The sequence below is a fragment of the Antrihabitans cavernicola genome, assembly GCF_008297975.1.
In the GTDB taxonomy this organism is placed as follows: Bacteria; Actinomycetota; Actinomycetes; order Mycobacteriales; family Mycobacteriaceae; genus Antrihabitans; species Antrihabitans cavernicola.
In genome coordinates, this window is the sequence record NZ_VLNY01000007.1 from 200,204 (window position 1) to 217,815 (window position 17,612).

At 64.8% G+C, this 17,612-nt stretch carries 20 protein-coding genes; 5 read left to right on the top strand and 15 right to left on the bottom strand.

The annotated features are described in order from the left end of the window. Positions 1-46: 46 nt before the first annotated feature. Genes dmpG through FOY51_RS16560 form a run of 4 tightly spaced genes read right to left on the bottom strand, consistent with a single transcriptional unit; the run spans position 47 to position 4,414 of the window. Positions 47-1,093 (bottom strand): 4-hydroxy-2-oxovalerate aldolase, encoded by a 1,047-nt coding sequence (dmpG, locus tag FOY51_RS16545; protein ID WP_149431350.1) that lies wholly within the window; start codon positions 1,091-1,093, stop codon positions 47-49. A gap of 6 nt (positions 1,094-1,099) precedes the next feature. After that, complete coding sequence (locus FOY51_RS16550) at positions 1,100-2,002, bottom strand: acetaldehyde dehydrogenase (acetylating) (RefSeq protein WP_149431351.1); 903 nt, start codon at positions 2,000-2,002, stop codon at positions 1,100-1,102. Positions 2,003-2,013: 11 nt separating this feature from the next. Then, positions 2,014-2,799, bottom strand: a complete 786-nt coding sequence (locus FOY51_RS16555) for a 2-keto-4-pentenoate hydratase (protein ID WP_149431352.1) — start codon at positions 2,797-2,799, stop codon at positions 2,014-2,016. Then, complete coding sequence (locus tag FOY51_RS16560; protein WP_290367900.1) at positions 2,786-4,414, bottom strand: FAD-binding protein; 1,629 nt, start codon at positions 4,412-4,414, stop codon at positions 2,786-2,788. Before FOY51_RS16560 ends, FOY51_RS16555 begins: the two co-directional genes overlap by 14 nt. A 100-nt stretch (positions 4,415-4,514) precedes the next feature. On the opposite strand from FOY51_RS16560, the gene kstD reads away from it, so the two are divergent. Continuing rightward, positions 4,515-6,218 (top strand): 3-oxosteroid 1-dehydrogenase, encoded by a 1,704-nt coding sequence (gene kstD / locus FOY51_RS16565; protein ID WP_149431354.1) that lies wholly within the window; start codon positions 4,515-4,517, stop codon positions 6,216-6,218. 9 nt (positions 6,219-6,227) lie between these two features. Continuing rightward, positions 6,228-7,088, top strand: coding sequence for an enoyl-CoA hydratase ChsH3 (gene chsH3 / locus FOY51_RS16570; RefSeq protein ID WP_149431355.1), 861 nt, complete (start codon positions 6,228-6,230; stop codon positions 7,086-7,088). 53 nt (positions 7,089-7,141) lie between these two features. Here chsH3 and FOY51_RS16575 read toward each other — a convergent pair whose 3' ends face one another. Genes FOY51_RS16575 through FOY51_RS16595 form a run of 5 tightly spaced genes read right to left on the bottom strand, consistent with a single transcriptional unit; the run spans position 7,142 to position 11,169 of the window. Continuing rightward, the gene (locus FOY51_RS16575; protein WP_149431356.1) at positions 7,142-7,564 is read right to left on the bottom strand and encodes a hypothetical protein; all 423 of its coding nucleotides are present in this window, start codon (positions 7,562-7,564) and stop codon (positions 7,142-7,144) included. Then, a complete protein-coding gene (locus FOY51_RS16580; protein ID WP_149431357.1) occupies positions 7,561-8,796 on the bottom strand; it encodes a DUF58 domain-containing protein in 1,236 nt (411 codons plus the stop codon). Before FOY51_RS16580 ends, FOY51_RS16575 begins: the two co-directional genes overlap by 4 nt. Next, positions 8,793-9,755 carry an AAA family ATPase gene (locus FOY51_RS16585; protein ID WP_149431358.1) on the bottom strand — a complete coding sequence of 321 codons (963 nt, stop codon included), beginning with the start codon at positions 9,753-9,755 and terminating at the stop codon, positions 8,793-8,795. The genes FOY51_RS16580 and FOY51_RS16585 overlap by 4 nt, the downstream gene beginning before the upstream one ends. Next, entirely contained in the window at positions 9,752-10,237 is a 486-nt protein-coding gene (locus tag FOY51_RS16590) for a hypothetical protein (RefSeq protein WP_149431359.1), read from the bottom strand. The genes FOY51_RS16585 and FOY51_RS16590 overlap by 4 nt, the downstream gene beginning before the upstream one ends. Further along, on the bottom strand, positions 10,225-11,169 hold the full coding sequence (locus FOY51_RS16595) for a DUF4129 domain-containing protein (RefSeq protein WP_149431360.1): 945 nt from the start codon (positions 11,167-11,169) through the stop codon (positions 10,225-10,227). Before FOY51_RS16595 ends, FOY51_RS16590 begins: the two co-directional genes overlap by 13 nt. Before the next feature lie 90 nt (positions 11,170-11,259). Between FOY51_RS16595 and FOY51_RS16600 the strand changes: the two genes are divergently transcribed. Beyond that, positions 11,260-11,619 carry an MmcQ/YjbR family DNA-binding protein gene (locus tag FOY51_RS16600; protein WP_149431361.1) on the top strand — a complete coding sequence of 120 codons (360 nt, stop codon included), beginning with the start codon at positions 11,260-11,262 and terminating at the stop codon, positions 11,617-11,619. Here the strand turns inward: FOY51_RS16600 and zapE are convergent. Further along, on the bottom strand, positions 11,586-12,587 hold the full coding sequence (gene zapE / locus FOY51_RS16605) for a cell division protein ZapE (protein WP_149431362.1): 1,002 nt from the start codon (positions 12,585-12,587) through the stop codon (positions 11,586-11,588). The two genes, FOY51_RS16600 and zapE, sit on opposite strands and share 34 nt — an antisense overlap. A gap of 129 nt (positions 12,588-12,716) precedes the next feature. On the opposite strand from zapE, the gene FOY51_RS16610 reads away from it, so the two are divergent. Together FOY51_RS16610 and FOY51_RS16615 are read left to right on the top strand one after the other, a co-directional pair. Continuing rightward, positions 12,717-13,241: a TetR/AcrR family transcriptional regulator gene (locus tag FOY51_RS16610; protein WP_235916407.1), complete on the top strand. Its 525-nt coding sequence runs from the start codon at positions 12,717-12,719 to the stop codon at positions 13,239-13,241. A 9-nt stretch (positions 13,242-13,250) separates the two neighbouring features. After that, complete coding sequence (locus FOY51_RS16615; RefSeq protein ID WP_149431364.1) at positions 13,251-13,718, top strand: nitroreductase family deazaflavin-dependent oxidoreductase; 468 nt, start codon at positions 13,251-13,253, stop codon at positions 13,716-13,718. A gap of 19 nt (positions 13,719-13,737) precedes the next feature. Here FOY51_RS16615 and FOY51_RS16620 read toward each other — a convergent pair whose 3' ends face one another. Genes FOY51_RS16620 through FOY51_RS16640 form a run of 5 tightly spaced genes read right to left on the bottom strand, consistent with a single transcriptional unit; the run spans position 13,738 to position 17,608 of the window. Further along, a complete protein-coding gene (locus FOY51_RS16620; RefSeq protein WP_149431365.1) occupies positions 13,738-14,667 on the bottom strand; it encodes an NADP-dependent oxidoreductase in 930 nt (309 codons plus the stop codon). Positions 14,668-14,702: 35 nt separating this feature from the next. Then, positions 14,703-15,077, bottom strand: coding sequence for a hypothetical protein (locus FOY51_RS16625; RefSeq protein WP_235916408.1), 375 nt, complete (start codon positions 15,075-15,077; stop codon positions 14,703-14,705). 10 nt (positions 15,078-15,087) lie between these two features. Then, a complete protein-coding gene (locus FOY51_RS16630; RefSeq protein ID WP_149431366.1) occupies positions 15,088-16,257 on the bottom strand; it encodes a lipid-transfer protein in 1,170 nt (389 codons plus the stop codon). Next, a complete protein-coding gene (locus FOY51_RS16635; protein WP_149431367.1) occupies positions 16,254-16,661 on the bottom strand; it encodes a MaoC family dehydratase in 408 nt (135 codons plus the stop codon). Before FOY51_RS16635 ends, FOY51_RS16630 begins: the two co-directional genes overlap by 4 nt. Continuing rightward, on the bottom strand, positions 16,658-17,608 hold the full coding sequence (locus FOY51_RS16640; RefSeq protein ID WP_149431368.1) for a bifunctional MaoC family dehydratase N-terminal/OB-fold nucleic acid binding domain-containing protein: 951 nt from the start codon (positions 17,606-17,608) through the stop codon (positions 16,658-16,660). The genes FOY51_RS16635 and FOY51_RS16640 overlap by 4 nt, the downstream gene beginning before the upstream one ends. Positions 17,609-17,612: the final 4 nt, after the last annotated feature.

Consider the following 17,612-nt stretch of genomic DNA (forward strand, 5'->3'; position numbering starts at 1 on the left):
TGACCACGTCTATATACGTGCGAGAACCCCTGATTCACGGTCTAATTCAGCCGACGGCGGCTTCCTTTTGCAGCTCCAGAGCAATGTCGATCAATTGGTCTTCTTGCCCACCTACGAGCTTGCGTTTACCCGCCCGCACCAGCAGTTCGGCCGATGAGACGCCGTAACGCTCCGCCTGTCGCTCGGCATGCTTGAGGAAGCTGGAGTAGACGCCTGCGTAACCCATCATCAAGGCCTGGCGATCGAGCAGGCACTCCGCAGGCATAGCGGGCCGTACCACGTCTTCGGCGGCGTCGGCGATGGCAAAGAAGTCGACGCCCGTCTTGACGCCGATCTTGTCGAACACCCCCACCAGCGCTTCTACCGGCGCGTTTCCGGCACCGGCACCGAAGCGGCGTGTGCTGCCGTCGATCTGCTTGGCGCCGGCACGGACGGCCGCTACCGAGTTCGCGACACCCAGACCCAAGTTCTCGTGACCGTGGAAACCAACCTGGGCATCGCTGCCGAGTTCCTGCACCAGCGCCTCCACCCGGTCGGAGACCTGCTCCAGCACCAGGGCACCGGCCGAATCGACCACGTACACGCATTGGCAGCCGGCGTCGGCCATGATCCGGGCCTGCTTTGCCAACTTCTCCGGTGGTGTCGAATGGGCCATCATGAGGAACCCGACGGTTTCCAGGCCACGCTCACGGGCGAGGCCGAAGTGCTGGATGGACACGTCGGCCTCGGTGCAGTGCGTCGCGATGCGGCAGATGGATGCGCCGTTGTCCTGCGCGACGACGATGTCGTCCTTGGTGCCGAGACCGGGCAGCATCAGGAACGCGATCTTTGCGGTCTTGGCCGTCGCCACGGCGATCTTGATCAGCTCCTGCTCCGGCGTCTTGGAGAAGCCGTAGTTGAACGACGACCCACCGAGTCCGTCGCCATGCGTCACCTCGATCACCGGCACGCCCGCGGCGTCGATCGCTTCGACGATCGCACGCACCTCTTCGCCGGTGAACTGATGCCGCTTGTGATGGGACCCGTCACGCAGGGACGTATCGGTGACGCGAATGTCCCAGGCTGCGTCGAAATGAATCGCGTTGTCAGTCATGGTGGTTCACGCCTTCACAGTGAGAAGCTGTTGGGCGATCTCCTCGCCCACCTTGGTTGCGGCCGCCGTCATGATGTCGAGGTTGCCCGCGTACGGCGGCAGGAAGTCGCCTGCACCTTCGACCTCGACGAACGTGGTGACCAGCGCCTGCCCACCCGAGTTCACCGAGGGCGCGTCGAACTGTGGCTCGTTGAGCAGTCGGTAGCCGGGCACGTACTGCTGGATGTCCGCGACCACCTGATGAATCGATTCGGTGATCGCCGCCTTGTCCGCGTCGTCCGGAATCGCGCAGAAGATGGTGTCGCGCATAATCATCGGCGGATCCGCCGGATTGAGAATGATGATGGCCTTGCCGCGCTGCGCACCGCCGATGGTCTCGATGCCGCGGCTGGTGGTCTTGGTGAACTCGTCGATGTTGGCCCGCGTACCAGGTCCGGCGGATACCGATGCGACGGACGCGACGATCTCCGCGTACGGCACGGCAACCACCCGCGACACGGCATAGACGATCGGAATCGTCGCTTGTCCACCGCAGGTGATCATGTTGACGTTCGGCGCATCCAGGTGCTCGCGCAGGTTCGCGGGTGGCACCACCGCGGGCCCGACCGCTGCCGGTGTCAGGTCGATAGCGCGAATCCCGGCTTCGGCGTAGCGCGGCGCCGCAGCACGATGGACGTAGGCCGATGTCGCCTCGAACACCAGGTCGGGCTTCTCGGACTGGGCGAGCAACCAATCGACGCCGTCGGCCGAGGTCTCCAACCCGAACTTGCGAGCGCGCGCCAAACCCTCACTCTCCGGGTCGATTCCGACCATCCACCGCGGCTCCAGCCAATCCGAGCGCTGCAGCTTGTAGAGCAGATCGGTGCTGATGTTTCCCGATCCGACGATCGCGACGCTTGCTTTCGACATACCAATCTCTCCTACGTGAACGTCAAAGATACGGAGCCGAGTCCGGTGAAATCGGCGCGGAAATGGTCACCCGGATGGACGTCGATGGCGCGGGTGCACGATCCGGGCAACACGATGTCGCCCGCTTTCAAGCGCACGCCGAAACTGTCGACCTTCTGCGCAAGCCACGCCACGGCGGTCACAGGGTTGCCGAGCACCGCGTCGCTGCGGCCCGCCGCGATCTGCTCGCCGTTGCAGGTCAACACAGCATCGATGCCCTTGATATCGATGTCGGCGGGCTCGACCCGCTCCTTGCCCAGGATGAAGCCAGCGGAGGACGCGTTGTCGGCGATGGTGTCCGACAAACCGATCTTCCAGTCCAGGATCCGGCTGTCGATCAGTTCGATCGACGGCGCGAACGCAACGGTTGCGTCCAGCACGTCCTGCTCGGTGCAGTCGGCCCCGGGCAGATCCGCCCCCAGCACGAATCCGACCTCGACCTCAACCCGTGGATAGCAGTATCGCGCGGCGGCTACCGGTTCGTCTTCGAAAACCTCCATTTCGGCCAGCAGATGGCCGTAATCGGGTTCGTCGACACCCATCATCTGTTGCATCGCCAACGACGACAGGCCGACCTTGTGACCGACGACGCGAGCGCCGCCCTGCACGCGTCGCCGAATGTTGATCAGCTGAATCTCGTAGGCATCGACGACGTCGATATCGGGGTGCGCCGACGTCAGCGGCCCGATCGGTACTCGTGTGCGCTCGGCCTCGTCGAGGCGATCGGCGAGGCCGGTGCGAATGTCAGTCGACAACATGGGTGGCGAGTTCCTTCAGACGTTGTGCCGCGTGCAGACCCGCACGGCGACCGGAGAAGATGCAGTCAGCGAGCGACAGGCCGCTGACGTAAGAATCGGAGCAGATACCGACAGCGGTGCGGCCGGCCGCATACAACCCGGAAATCGCCTCCCCCGTTGTCGATTCGACGCTGCCGGTGGTTTCGTCTACCACCAGGCCACCGAGGGTCAGCATCGGGCACGGGTTCATCATGCTCGGCTTGATCGACACGTCGAACAACGTGAACGGCGCTGTGCGAATCGGTCGGACGAAATCGGCGAACTTACCCATCGGGTCCGGATCACCCTTGCCTGCCGCGTCGTTGTACGCATCGACCGACTGCTGCAAACCCTCGGGATCGATGCCCACCTTGCGCGCGACGTCGGCGATGCTGTCACCGCGCACGCCGGTTCGGACCATGCCTTGATTCTGCACTCGTTGGAACCAGATCGACTGGTCACCGATCTGCTTTTTCGCCTCTGCGATCAGCTCGGCGTCGGCGAGCAACCAGCCTTCCCCGTTGGAATTCTTGATCATCGCGTCGCCGATCGCGGCGCCGTAGCGCGACTCGTCGACCAGCCTGCTACCCGTCGAATCGACGAGAATCGAGCCGAGAAACGCACTGGGTGGCGAGATGAATCGCCAGGCGGAGACGTTGCCGAGCCGATCGGTTGCGCCACCGACGGACTGCCCCAACTTGATGCCGCTACCGTCGTCGCCTGCGGTACCGAGCGCGATTCCACCGACGTAGTCGGGTGCGTGTTCCCTCATCATCTCGCGATTGGCAACGAACCCGCCCGCGCTCAGTACGACGCCGGAGCGCGCCTGGATACGGACCGACCGCGCGTACTTGCGTTCGATTCGCGCAATGCGCTTCTCCAGCACGAGCCGTAACCGTGGCTCGTAGACCCCCGGCTTCGACGACAACGCTCCCAGCGTCGCGTGCAAGCGGCGGATCGGCTCGGGGGCATCCCGCATGGTCGAGCACTCGATCCCGACGACCGCACCCTCGCCGTCTGTGATCAGGGCCGACGCCGTTGTCTGCCGAAGCAGCTGGACGCCTTTGGCTTTCGCAGCCGCAGCCAACGGGGTGTAGATCTTCTTGCCCGACGCGCCCTTCCCCTTCGCGCGATGCCCGCGCTGCGCGGGCCGGGCGACCTTGCGCGACTCGCCTGCAGCCTCGCTGCCCGAGTAGTACAGGTAGTAGCGGTTGTTGGGATACGACGTCTTGTACGGGCACAGCGAACCTTCGAACGGGACACCGTGGTCGGTGAGCCACTCGATCATGTGCACGCTTTCGTCACAGAACTTGCGCAGCGTCCCGCGAGTCACCGCGGTGCCGACCTCGTGGCTGAGGTAATCGAACATGTCGTCGGCGGTGTCCTCGACGCCTGCGGCGCGTTGGAATTCCGTTCCGCCGCCGCCGTAGACGATCCCGCCGGAGATAGCGGCGGCCCCGCCGCCGCTGTAGCGGTCGACCGCGAGCACCGTCGCTCCCGACGCCACAGCCTCCAACGACGCTGCGACGCCTGCCGCTCCGAAGCCCACGATCACCACGTCGGCGGAAAGATCCCAGGTCACTGCGTCAACCTCCAGAACGGACTGCAACGTGTTTCGGTTCCGATCGCGAAAATCTCCGATACTTCCTGGCAGAAAGAATGGACCACCGGGGCCATCATTCTATAACGTGTTCTACATGAGCAAGCAGGAATACGACATCGTCGTGGTCGGCAGCGGCGCGGGCGGTATGACCGCAGCCCTGACGGCGGCACATCAGGGACTCAGCGTCGTCGTGGTCGAGAAGGCCGCCCATTACGGCGGCTCCACGGCCCGATCCGGCGGTGGCGTCTGGATTCCGAACAACTCGGCGCTGGTCGCCGACGGAGTCAAGGACACTCCCGAGGAAGCACGCAAATACCTCCACAACATCATCGGCGACGACGTATCCGGCGAGCTCATCGACACCTTCATCGATCGTGGGCCGGAGATGCTGTCCTTCGTGCTCGCCAAGACTCCGCTGAAGCTCGGCTGGGTCCCGGGCTATTCCGACTACTACCCCGAGGCACCCGGAGGGCGCGTCGGCGGTCGTTCCGTGGAGCCGAAGCCGTTCGACGGCAAGAAGCTTGGAGCCGAGCTGGCCAATCTGGAGCCGCCCTACGCTAAGGCGCCACTGAACATGGTGGTGACGCAGGCCGACTTCAAGTGGCTCAACCTCCAGAAACGTCATCCGCGTGGGCCGCTGCGCGTCCTGCGTGTCGGCGCCCGTTTGATGTGGGCGCGCGCCACCCGCAAGCACCTGCTCGGCATGGGTCGAGCCTTGATCGCACCGATGCGGATCGGGCTGCTGAACGCCAACGTTCCCGTCCTGCTGAACACTCCGCTCACCGACCTGCACGTCGAAGCTGGGGCCGTCAGGGGAGTCAGCGTGCTGATCGACGGCAACCCCGAGTTGATTCGCGCGCGCTACGGCGTGATTCTCGCCGCGGGCGGCTTCGAGCACAACGACGCCATGCGCAAGCAATATCAGCGCGCGCCGATCGGCACAGAGTGGACGGTGGGCGCGAGGGCCAACACGGGCGACGCGATCGAATTGGGCCAGAAGCTGGGCGCTGCAACCGATCTCATGGGCGATGCCTGGTGGGGCCCGACCATTCCACTGACCGGCGGGCCGTGGTTCTGCCTCGCCGAGCGCTCGCTTCCCGGATCCATCATGGTGAACATGCGCGGTAAGCGGTTCCTCAACGAGGCCGCCCCGTATGTCGAAGCAGTGCACCGGATGTACGGCGGCACCAACGGCGAGGGTGAGGGCCCCGGCGAGAACGTTCCCGCATGGTTGGTCATGGATCAGCAATACCGCGATCGCTACATCTTCGCCGGACTGCAACCGGGACAACGGTTCCCGAAGCGCTGGCTCGACGCCGGCGTGGTGGTGAGTGCCGACTCGATTGCCGAACTGGCCGAGAAGATGGGCGTGCCTGCCGAAGGTCTCGCGGACACGATCGAACGGTTCAACTCCTTTGCCCGCCAGGGCAAGGACGACGACTTCGGCCGTGGCGAAAGCGGCTACAACCACTACTACGGGGATCCGCGCAACAAGCCGAATCCCAATCTGGCCCCGCTGGCGAAGGGACCGTTCCACGCCGCCAAGTTGGTGCCCGGCGATCTCGGCACCAAAGGTGGCCTGCGCACCGACACGGCCGCACACGTGCTGCGAGAGGACGATTCGGTGATCGACGGTCTTTACGCCGTCGGCAACAGCAGCGCACCCGTCATGGGCCATACCTACGCGGGCCCCGGCGCGACCATCGGACCCGCGATGACGTTCGCCTACCTTGCCGTGCTCGACATCGCCGAACGAGCGAAGGCGCAGCAATCTGCGACCGACGCCGTCGCGAACTGAGAGGATTTCATGCCCATCGATCCCGCCGTCGCTATCGGCGCCGAGCTCCCCTCGCAGCAGTTCGCCTGGGAGACTTCGGATGTGCAGCTATACCAGCTTGCACTAGGCGCAGGAGCGAAGCCTACGGACAAGGCCGAGTTGAAGTACTTGCACGATCGTGAGCCTCAGGTGTTGCCGACGTTCGCCACCGTGGCCGCGACGTTCCACGCCACCGAAGCACCGAAGGTGTCCTATCCCGGCGTGGAGATCGACCTCGCCAAGGTGGTGCACGGCAGCCAAGAAGTGACGGTGCATCGCCCGCTCCCCGCCGCGGGAAAAGCAACGTCGACGACGCGGATCTCGGATATCTGGGACAAGGGCAAGGCAGCCGTCGTCGTCTCCGAAACCACTACCCTCGGCGAGGACGGTACCCCGCTGTGGACGTCGCGGTCGTCGATCTTCGCGCGCGGTGAGGGTGGCTTCGGAGGCGAGCGCGGGCCGTCGGAGTCGATACCCCTTCCCGACCGGGCGCCCGATTTCGATGTCACAACGCCCACGCTCCCCCAGCAAGCGCTGCTCTACCGCATGTGCGGCGACCGCAATCCGCTGCACTCCGATCCTGATTTCGCCACGGCCGCAGGCTTTCCCGCACCGATCCTGCACGGGCTGTGCACCTACGGCATCGTGTGCAAGGCCGCCGTCGATGCAGCTCTGGACGGCGACGCGACCCGGGTCGCCGGATTCAAGGCCAGGTTCGCAGGCGTGGTCTTCCCCGGCGAAACACTGCGGACCCGCATCTGGCGCGAAGACGGTCGGTTGCTGATCGCTGCCGGCGTGGTCGAGCGCGACGACGCCCCCGCACTGGCCGACGTAGTGCTCACCGTTGCCTGATCACGGAGTTCCGTAAGCATCGGCCCAGGACGGCGTGCGCGGAAAGTCCGTGATCAACGGGATTGGAAGGGCCGCGCGAGCCCGGCGAAGATCAGCACAGCCACGATGGGCGCGACAACCGGCAACCAGGCGATGGTGATCGGTATCGATGCCATCGCCAACGCAGCGGCGGTGCAGGCAAGCGAACAGATCAGCGTAGGGCGGGTAAGCGTGGTGAGACCGGTCAGAGTCAGTAGGTAGATTGCCGCCGCCAAGCCGGACAGGGCCGCAAGCGGCGGCGGCGGGTAGCCTATGACGAGCGTCGCAATCGTCGCGAAAACAGCTGGCACAGCCGCGATTCGGTACCGCAGACTGACCATCACCAGGATGCAACCCGCGGCCGCGGCGGGCAGGGCACTGGTCGGTGCAGCAGGCAGTGCCGCTGCAACCATCAGCAGCCCCGCAGCTGTCCGATAGGCGCGCTCGGCGAAAGTCATCGCCCACGCATCCCGGAGCGGTCGGGAACCAGATTCATCACCTGATCCAGCGTGGTCTCCTCCCGCCAGGACACCACGTCGACACCGACGGTGCCCATGTCTCGATACATCGCCGCGCGTTCCAGCCGCCACATCCGCGCGGACATCGGATCGAGTTCGTCAGCGAACGGTGATCCATGCAACACATCGACCACGACCACGCGGTGTCGCCGCTTGCGCAGGTCGATGACGGCCAACGCGAACTCGGTATCCAGCAGCGTGGAGAACGCGACGACCACCGCACCCGTCGGCATCGCGGCCCGCGGCGCCAGAGTTCCTGTCGTGGAACGGAACTCGTCTCCCACCGAGAGCACGGTGTCGAGAATGCGATAGAACTGCCTGCGGCCGATATCGGCGCCGAGCCAGCGCGGTGACCGCCCCAGCCCGATCACGCCTGCCCTGTCCCCCCGCTGCAACGCCGACTGGACCACCTGCGTCGCACCGCGAACCGATCGCTCCATCGCCTCGGTCGCGGGTCCGGACGCCTGCGGATACGTGTCGATGAGCACCACCACGTCGGCTGCACGATCGGTGAGCCGTTCGGTGATGTGGAGTCGGCCACGACGCGCACTGACCGCCCAGTTGACGGTGCGCAGCTGATCACCCGGGACATACGGCCGGATATCGGCGTATTCGACTCCCGGGCCATGGTGCCGGGTGAGGTGGGTTCCCAGGCGATCCGGCAGTTCGGTCCGCGGCAACGACGTCGGCTGTGGTGACGCCAGTGGATACACGTGCACCTCTGCTGCGCGCACAGTCGCTGTGCCGGTGAACAATCCCGACAGCGGCGATGCCGTGACCCGAACCGGAACCAGGTAGCGGCCCCACCGCTGGGCGGTGAGCCCGAGGGCCACGTGCGCCGAATGAACCGCCGTGGTTTCGACGGTCATTCCGACTACCGGCTCCGACGACAGTGCCAAACCGGCTGCCTCACCGACAGATTCCACCGTCACGTTCAGATTTGCCGATTCGGTTTCGAAGCACCGAAACACGGCGGGATCGGATCGCACCCGAACGGTAGTGGCGGGCCGCTGCAAGGTCATCGACGCCAGGACACCGATGAACGGTGCCGCGAACACCAGGAGTTCGGGTCGCAGCCCGATCAGTGCGGTCACCGAGGCAACGGCCGCGCACAGGGCGATACCGAATGCGAGTCGCGAAGGCACCCAGCGCAACTCGTGCGCATCGCTCACCCTGGAGCTCGCTTGGGCACCGGAATACGACGCAAGAGATCCTCGACCACATCCTCGGCATGAATGCGCCGAACCCACATTTCTGGTCGCAGGCTGATGCGATGGGCCATAGACGCCACCGCGAGCGCCTTCACGTCCTCGGGGATCACGTAATCCCGGCCCGCCAGCAATGCGCGCGCCCTCGCCAACTGCACCAAATCCAGCTCACTGCGGGGGCTCGCACCGACTTCGACCTGCGGATGGTTTCGCGTCGCGGTGGCGAGTGCCACCACGTAATTCAGGACATCGGGGTGCACCGACACCTGCTCCACCGATTCCCGCATCGCGATCAACTCCGCCACATCGACCACCTGTGCCGTCGTCGGTACCGCGGAACCGCGACCGAGGCGGCGGCGCAACATCTCCAGCTCGTCCGGTTCGGCGAGGTAGCCCAGTCGCAGCCGAATCGCGAACCTGTCGAGTTGGGCCTCGGGCAGCGGATACGTGCCCTCGTACTCGATCGGATTGTCCGTCGCAAGAACAATGAAGGGCGCAGGCAGCCGGTGGGTTCTACCGTCGATGCTCACCTGGCCCTCTGCCATCGCCTCGAGCAGGGCCGCTTGTGTTTTGGGCGGTGTTCGGTTGATCTCGTCGGCCATCAGCAAGTTGGTGAAGATCGGTCCCGAACGAAACTCGAAATGACCCGATTGCATGTCGTAGATCGTCGAACCGAGGAGATCGGCCGGCAGCAGGTCAGGGGTGAACTGCACTCTGGTGAAGTCCAGACCCAATGCGGCCGCAAAGGATCGGGCTATCAAAGTCTTGCCAAGTCCGGGTAGGTCTTCGATCAGGACGTGGCCACCGGCCAGCACCGCGAGCATGATCAGCGACAACGCGTCTCGCTTGCCGACGACGACGCGTTCGATTTCGGTGAGCACGGCGTCCGCTCGTGCTGTCGTCGTCTGCGCGGATACAGTCACAAGCGCTCCAATTTCGTCAGTATCTCGTCGAGTGCTGCGGTACCCGGACCGGGTTGTTCGCGGTCGTCGAACGACGCCGCGGTTGGACTCACCCACGGCCACAGCCGATCTCCGAACACCATGAGTCCGGTTGCCTCCATCGCCTTGGGGTCTTTGTTCAATCGATGGCCCGTCGTCATCTGGAACTCACGCGCCAGCAACGGCCGGAGATGACGATCCCAATCTCCGCGCGTGCCGTCCGCGCGACCGACCATCACATCGGTTCGCGAACGCCACCTGGCCAATGCTTCGTCAGGAGACAGCTCCCAGGGCGCCGCCGGCGCGGGGGACACAGATCCGATCAGCCGAGTGGCGAATGCCCACAGCACCACCGCAACTGCGGCGCCGCCGACCAGTGGCACGATGTCACGCAAACCTGTTGCCAGCACCACGATCTCAGCAAGTACGACCAGCGCAACGCCGCCGAGAGTCAGCCGGACCATGCGGGGCTCCCGATGTCGTCGAGAACCTGCCGAAGCAAAGATTCGGCGGATTGCCTTTGCACCTCGGTCATTTCGTGCGGACTGAACCGCGCTTCGGTGAACAACGAGACCAAATGCGACGCAGCGTCCGAATGCAGCACCCCGTGATCGACTGCGCGTGCCAGCACCTCCGACGGTGTATCCGACTCGAGCGGCGCCGCATCGGGCGCTTCGGCGAGGCCGCGCTCCATAGCCAGGTAACACGCGATGATTGCAGCGCGGGGTTCGCGGCCGGGCTCGGCTACCTCGGCGAGGCCGAGGGCTGCCACTCGCGCCAACGTGTCGGATGGTGAATCGCTTTGACCGACAATCGTATTGGTGGGCGCCGGTTCCAGCGACCGACTTCGGCGCGCAACGACGACGACGCCGGCGATGAAGATGCCGATCATCACAGCCGTCGTGGCAGTGAAGATCGGTAAAAGATCCGTGTTGGACGTCGGTGTCGCAGGCTGGGGCGCGGGTTGCGCCGATCCCGACTGGTTGTCCTGAGTTGTCGACGGTGCGGCAGTACCTGGCGACTGCGTATCGGTGCCGACGCGGAGCGGGCCCAAGGCGAGCACCACGATCACGGCTACCGTGAACGCGACGAGAACCGCGAGCACCCATCGCCGATCGACAGAACCGATCCGGCCTCGTTCCGGAACCTGCACGACAGGAGGTCGCGTCGAATGCTTGCCACGAACAGTAGCGACGAACGCGAACACGAGGATCGCGACCGACGCCGCGAGCAACAGACACACCGCAACCACCGTGCCGCGACTGTCCGCTGCCGGGCGCCGCGCTGTTCGATCGACATCCGGGAGGTAGCCGCGCAACGACAGGGCGGCGAGCGCGACCAGCACAATCAGCGCGGCCACCCGACCGATCTGCTTCCGCTCCTGCACGGACTTCATCGGCGCACCTCCCGACTGAGTTCATGATTGCACGCTGGTTCCCACGACGAAATCGATCGGCGAGAATCAGAGAATGGCGGTGATCCAGTAATGGCGGTGATCGACGATGTTCGGCCATTGGGCACCACATTGGAGCGTTCGTATCCGGTGTACGTACACGGCAGACTGAAGTTTCGCGTCAAACAGATCGTCTACGTCGGGTTCTCGCTGGACGAGACGGTGATGGGCTTCGCGTTCCCGAAAGACGAGCGAGAGGCGCTCGTCGCGAGCGAACCGCACAAGTTCCAATTGCCATCGGTATCGGACATGCGTTTCAACTGGGTCCATGCCGAACTCGCCGAGCTGGATTCCGCGGAGGCCCGCGAGTTCGTCGTCGACGCCTGGCGCATGGTCGTCCCCAAGAAGCTTTCGCTCGCCTACGACCTCATCCATCCCGACGGCCCGGGCTGAGGATTCGTCGCCATTTCCTGGTGCAACATCGAGAGTCGACTGACCGTGCGCGCGAGATCTCGCGCCGAGATGTCGCCGTCGACAAGGCGATCGAGTGGGACATCGGAAACCACCGTCAGCTCGACACCCGCATCACAGAGCACGTCGACAACATTGCAAAACCGCGCGACTGCCTCCTTGGTAGCGGTGACGAGTGGCGGGACAGCGCTGATAGTCCAGCGCCGATACCGCTCGACGAGAATCAGGTAATCCGCTGTGGCGGTCGGTCGCTCGCACAGGTCCCGGAAGTCGAAACGCACGCTGTCGCCGTCGACCTGACGCGCGCAAACAAAGCGAGTGCCTACCTGGAGCTCGATCGTTGGACCGTCGTCGAGCATGGCGCCCACAAAATAGTTGCCGTCCGAAAACCCCTGCCTGGCAGCGGTACTCACAGTGCGGTAGTCGACGGGTCCAGCGACGGCGAGCACCTTCATCCGGGACTCGATCAGCGCGATGGCCGAGAGAAAGGCGTGGTGGGTCAACGGATTCGGCATCAATCCGGCGGGCGGGTAGTTGGACGTGACAACGAAGACGATTCCGCGCGCGAACACCGCGTTCAGGAAGCGTTCGACGAGTTTGGCGTCACCGATGTTGTGCACATGGAACTCGTCGAAACTCAGCATCTGGCAGTCACGCAGCAGCGCATCGACAGCAGCATCGATCGAGCCGAGAGCATGCGTCACGCGATGCAGGTCCACCAGGAAGCTGTGCCAATGCATGCGCCGCGTCTCGCGAATCGGGGTGAACGCGACGAAGGCGTCGAGCAGCCACGTCTTGCCGCGGCCGACCGGGCCCCAGAGATAGAGACCGCGGTGCGGCCGTCGATCACGGTTAAGCGCCGCGAGGCCGGCGGCCGCTCGGCGCTGAACATCGTCCAACTCGAATCCGTCGTCGCGAGCCCGCTGTTCGATCTGCTCGATGAGGGTCACAACTCGACTCTACGAATGTAGAGTGCTTGGCGGCAAGGGAGCGTGATGGAGCGGACAAGCGGAACCGACAGGCGCACGAACATAGTCGATGCGGCGATCGAAATCATCGCGTCGCACGGGATCAAAGCAATGACGCACAGGGCGGTCGACGCCTTGCTCGAGCTGCCGACGGGTTCCACGTCGTACTACTTCAGAACCCGACATGCCTTGATCGACGCGATTGCCCACCACATCGTGGCCACGTCGCGCTCGGACTTCGAGGCGTCGGGGTTGACGGTTTCCGCAGGTCGAGACCATGAGAATCTCGCCAGGGACATCGCACTGTCCCTCGATGGCACGCTCGCGCACCGCACCCAGCAACTGATTGCACGGACTGCGTTGTCGATCGAATTGCCGTCGGACTCGCCATTGCACGCGGCGTTGGCGACGAGCGTGTTTTCTCGCCCGAACGCGGTAGCTCTGTTCCGCGCTCTCGGCACCGACGATCCCGAAACGGCGGCGGCCGACTTCGTCAGTCTGTGCGAAGGCCTGATCTTCGATCGTGTGGTCGGCGCGCGGTCGCTCGACGGCCTGCGGGCAGGCACGGACGCGAGCATCGACCAGCTCGCGCATGCACTCGATACCTACCTGCGCGGTGCCCTCACGAGGTGGTAAGCAAGACGTATGAGTTTGGCTTCACGATTGCTGCGAACACGTTGGTTGGTGCGTGCGCCGATTGCGCTCTTCCGCCTGCGGCTGGGCTGGATCTTCGGCACGCGGATGCTTCTGCTCGAACATCGAGGACGCAAGACCGGCAATCCGCGCTTCGTCGTGCTGGAGGTCGCCGAACGCCCCGAGCCGGATGCGTTCGTCGTTGTCGCGGGATTGGGCCCCGGATCGCAATGGTTCCGCAATATCCAGGCGAATCCAGACGTGCGAATCTCGGTGGGAACGCGACGCGAGAAACCTGCCAAGGCCCGCGTCCTCACGCCGGACGACGGCGCCAGAGCCATCGCCCGCTACCGCGTCGAGCATCCAACCGCCTTCGCCAAACTCGAAGAGGTCATGCGTGAATGGGCAGAGCCGCTGGCGCGGCGAAGCTCATGGGAAGAGCTGGTGCCGGTCGTGGAGTTGCGGCTGAACCGCGCGTGACGCTCGAGTTCGACGCACCCTAAGGCACGATCACCAACTTGCCGCGCGTAGTGCCCGATCGGCTCGCATCGAACGCATCGCCGACCTGATCGAGCGAAAAGGTCTGTGCCACCTCGATCGTCAGCTTCCCCGCGTCGATCAGCTCGCCGAGGCGGACCAGATCGGGACCGTTGGGACGCACCCACAGCCAGCTGCCACCGTTGCCCGCCGCACCCGGATCCGCGATCGACGCGTGCTGCCCACCGTCGGCGAGCACGGCCAACGTCACGTCGAGCACGCCGCCGACAAAGTCGGCCACCGCATCCACGCCGTCGGGTGCAAGCTCGCGAACCCGATCGGCGAGACCGTCGCCATAGGTGACCGGCTCGGCACCGAGGCTGCGCAGGTAGTCGTGGTTTCGCTCGGACGCGGTGCCGATCACTCGTGCGCCCGCGGCGACCGCGATCTGCACGCCGAGGCTGCCGACACCGCCCGCCGCAGCGTGGATGAGTACCGTCTTTCCTGCGCCGGACGGCTCGATTCCGATGTGCCGCAATGTCTTCAATGCAGTCAGTCCTGCCAGCGGGAGCCCGCCTGCCTGCTCCCAGCTCAACGACGCCGGCTTGCTCGCAACCGCTTCCGCAGACACCGCGACTCGCTCGGCGAATGTCCCATCGCGAACGACCTCTTTGCGTGCGTAAGCGACGACCTCGTCGCCGACGGCAAATTCCGGGGTGTCCGGGCCGATGGCAGTGACGACGCCGGCAACATCCCAGCCCGGAATCGCCGGGAACACGGCGTCCATCATGGCGTCCAGTCCGCCGGCGAGGACCTTCCAGTCCACCGGGTTGACGCCTGCCGCCTTGACCTCGATCAACACCTGCCCTGGTCCGACCTTGGCGTCGGGATGCTCACCGAGGTGCAGGGTCGAGTTGTCGGGTGCGTATTTCGAGTACGTGACCGCGCGCATGTTTCACTCCTGGGTTTCGAGGTTTCCGATTCGCGCTACGCGCCCACGGCGCTCGCCCAACCGTAGCCGCCGACCACGATGATCACGCTGCACGCCACAAGGGTGCCCAGCGAGATCGGCCAGGAAACTCGGCGCTTGTTCATCCGCACAATTGCGACGATCAACCCGACCGCTCCGACCACGCCCGCGATCACCAGCGCAATGGATACCGCACTGAATGCACCACCGGCACTGCAGGTTTCGGGCGGGCAGTCGTCGAGGAACATCAGTGAAAACATGCCCATGATCGCAGCGCAACCACCGATCAACACCGTCACGCCGAGCAGGATGCAGCTCAACGTGACGTCCCACACGATCATCGGCGGTTTCGCAGGCGGACCGTACGGCGGTGGATAATAGCCCTGCGACATGGTGCTAAAGCTACGCCGTGAGCACCAATCCCGACGTCGGAACTCCGGTGCCCGCGGTGACCAGCACGTTCTCCACGCGGTCCACTTGATTGACCGAAGTACCGCGAATCTGCCGGACTCCCTCCGCAATTCCGTTCATGCCGTGGATATAGGCCTCGCCCAACTGGCCGCCGTGCGTGTTCAACGGCAGCCGCCCACCGTGCTCGATCGCACCGCCGGCGATGAAATCCTTGGCCTCTCCGCGACCACAGAAACCTAGTTCCTCGAGCTGCATCAACACGAAGGGCGTGAAGTGGTCGTAGAGCACAGCCATCTGCATCTCGGCGGGGGTGAGGCCCGATTGCGCCCACAACTGCTCGCCGACCAAGCCCATCTCTGGCAGACCGGTCATGCCGTCGCGGTAGTAGCTGGTCATCACGTACTGGTCGGATCCGGCGCCTTGCGCAGCCGCCGCGATGACGGCGGGCTTCTGTTTCAGATCCTTCGCGCGCTCGGCGGATGTCACCACGATCGCGATACCGCCGTCGGACTCCTGACAGCAATCGAGCAGGTGCAGCGGTTCGGCGATCCACCGCGAGTTCTGGTGGTCCTCCAGCGTGATCGGCTTGCCGTAGAAGAACGCGGCCGGATTGACCGCAGCATGCTTGCGATCGGCGACGGCGACGGCGCCGAAATCCGCACTGGTTGCACCGTATACGTGCATGTAGCGGCGGGCGACCATTGCAACCTGCGCTGCCGGCGTCCCCAGTCCATGAGGGTACGACCAGCCGGCATCGACGCCCGACGACGTCGGCGCCGCGGCAAGGCCGGTGGAGAACTGGCCGAATCGGGTGGCCGAGCGTTCGTTGAACGCGCGGTAGGCGACGACCACGTCGGCAATTCCGGATGCGACGGCCATCGCCGCATGCTGCACCGTCGCGCACGCGGCTCCACCGCCGAAGTTGACCTGGCTGAAGAACTTGAGACTCGGGATTCCGACCGCACGGGCAACTGCCGCTTCGGTATTCGAGTCCATCGTGAACGTCGTCAGGCCGTCGACGTCGGCAGGCGTCAGTCCCGCGTCGGCCAGGGCGGTCGTCACCGCCTCTGCGGCAAGTCGTAATTCGGTGCGACCCGAATTCTTCGAGTAGTCGGTGGCGCCGATGCCGACGATTGCGGCTTCCCGGGAAATGCCGTTCATGCGTTCCCTCCAGCGTCGATCGTGACCTTCGCGACGATGTGATCGCCCAGCGAGTCCTTGCCGACCACGTCGACTGTCACTTCGGAATCGGTTACAGCACTGACGGTTCCGGTGAGGGTGAGCGTGTCGTAGGCGTACCACGGCACACCCAGTCGCAGGGTGATCGATTTGACGACCGCGCCCGGACCCGACCAGTCCGTCACGAACCGCTGGACAAGCCCGGTATCGGTCAGGATGTTGACGAAAATGTCCTTGGACCCGCGCTCTATCGCCTTGTCGCGGTCGTGGTGCACATCTTGAAAGTCTCTGGTCGCCAACGCAGTACTGATGACGAAGGTCGGATCCGCGGTGATGACCAGCTCGGGCAGAACATCGCCGACGGCTGGTTGCAGCGTTTGTGTCACTTGGTCTCCGCAACAGGTTGGACGGGGCGCCAGGCCGGGATGGTCAGGTCGTCGTCGACGTGGAGGAACTCGACCTCGACGGGCAGGCCGACTGTGACGTCGTCGGGAGCAATTCCGCGTAGTTCGCCCAACATGCGCACGCCCTCTTGAAGTTCCACCAGCGCAACGACAAACGGCGTGGTTCGCCCCGGCACCTTCGGCGCGTGGTGCACCACGTAGCTGAACACCGTGCCGGTGCCTTTGGCGACCGCATAGTCGGTCGGCTCCGATTTGTCCTGCCAGATCGCAGGAATCGGCGGATGCCGCAGCGACCCGTCCTGCACACGCTGGATTCGCAGCTCGCCGGCCTTGGTTCCCGCCCAGAAGAATTCAGTGTCGTGCGAGACGACCGGCCTGATCGCTGTCGCCGGGTCGACAGCAGCGGGTGCCGCGGCCGCCGCGGTTCCTGGCGCGAACTTCAGCATCCGGAACAGCATCTCGGCCACCAACTCGTCACCGACGTACCAGAAGTAGCGGGTGGTGACGAACCAGCCCTCACCCAGAGCGGTCCGCTTCGGCCCGACCACACCTTCCAATGCCGTTGTGCCGGTGACTTCTTCACCGAGCTGTAGGTAGCGGTGATAGGTCTGGTCGCAGTTGGTGGCAACGATGGAGGTGTAGCCCGCGTCGTCGAGCACACCGAAGATCTGCGAGATCGGATCGTCGGCGTCGCGGCTGCCGTGCAGACCCGGCATCGTCCAGACCTGGGCCATCGCGGGTGGAGCGACAACCCCGTCGAACCCCGCCGCTTTCGCCGCGTCCACGTCGACGTAGACGGGATTCCTGTCGCCGATCGCCTCGACCCAGTTGTTGATCATCGGCGCATTGACCGGGTCGCGACCAGGCCCGTGCCTGCTCTCCCCCGCCGCCGCAATGCGCTGCGCAGCAGCGGTTATCGACTCACTCACGTGG

Bases quoted from the DNA above. Each gene is read 5' to 3' on its own strand.
- dmpG (WP_149431350.1), bottom strand. From the start codon at position 1,093: ATGACTGACAACGCGATTCATTTCGACGCAGCCTGGGACATTCGCGTC.
- FOY51_RS16550 (WP_149431351.1), bottom strand. From the start codon at position 2,002: ATGTCGAAAGCAAGCGTCGCGATCGTCGGATCGGGAAACATCAGCACC.
- FOY51_RS16555 (WP_149431352.1), bottom strand. From the start codon at position 2,799: ATGTTGTCGACTGACATTCGCACCGGCCTCGCCGATCGCCTCGACGAG.
- kstD (WP_149431354.1), top strand. From the start codon at position 4,515: ATGAGCAAGCAGGAATACGACATCGTCGTGGTCGGCAGCGGCGCGGGC.
- chsH3 (WP_149431355.1), top strand. From the start codon at position 6,228: ATGCCCATCGATCCCGCCGTCGCTATCGGCGCCGAGCTCCCCTCGCAG.
- FOY51_RS16575 (WP_149431356.1), bottom strand. From the start codon at position 7,564: ATGACTTTCGCCGAGCGCGCCTATCGGACAGCTGCGGGGCTGCTGATG.
- FOY51_RS16590 (WP_149431359.1), bottom strand. From the start codon at position 10,237: ATGGTCCGGCTGACTCTCGGCGGCGTTGCGCTGGTCGTACTTGCTGAG.
- FOY51_RS16595 (WP_149431360.1), bottom strand. From the start codon at position 11,169: ATGAAGTCCGTGCAGGAGCGGAAGCAGATCGGTCGGGTGGCCGCGCTG.
- FOY51_RS16600 (WP_149431361.1), top strand. From the start codon at position 11,260: ATGGCGGTGATCGACGATGTTCGGCCATTGGGCACCACATTGGAGCGT.
- FOY51_RS16610 (WP_235916407.1), top strand. From the start codon at position 12,717: ATGACGCACAGGGCGGTCGACGCCTTGCTCGAGCTGCCGACGGGTTCC.
- FOY51_RS16615 (WP_149431364.1), top strand. From the start codon at position 13,251: ATGAGTTTGGCTTCACGATTGCTGCGAACACGTTGGTTGGTGCGTGCG.
- FOY51_RS16620 (WP_149431365.1), bottom strand. From the start codon at position 14,667: ATGCGCGCGGTCACGTACTCGAAATACGCACCCGACAACTCGACCCTG.
- FOY51_RS16625 (WP_235916408.1), bottom strand. From the start codon at position 15,077: ATGTCGCAGGGCTATTATCCACCGCCGTACGGTCCGCCTGCGAAACCG.
- FOY51_RS16630 (WP_149431366.1), bottom strand. From the start codon at position 16,257: ATGAACGGCATTTCCCGGGAAGCCGCAATCGTCGGCATCGGCGCCACC.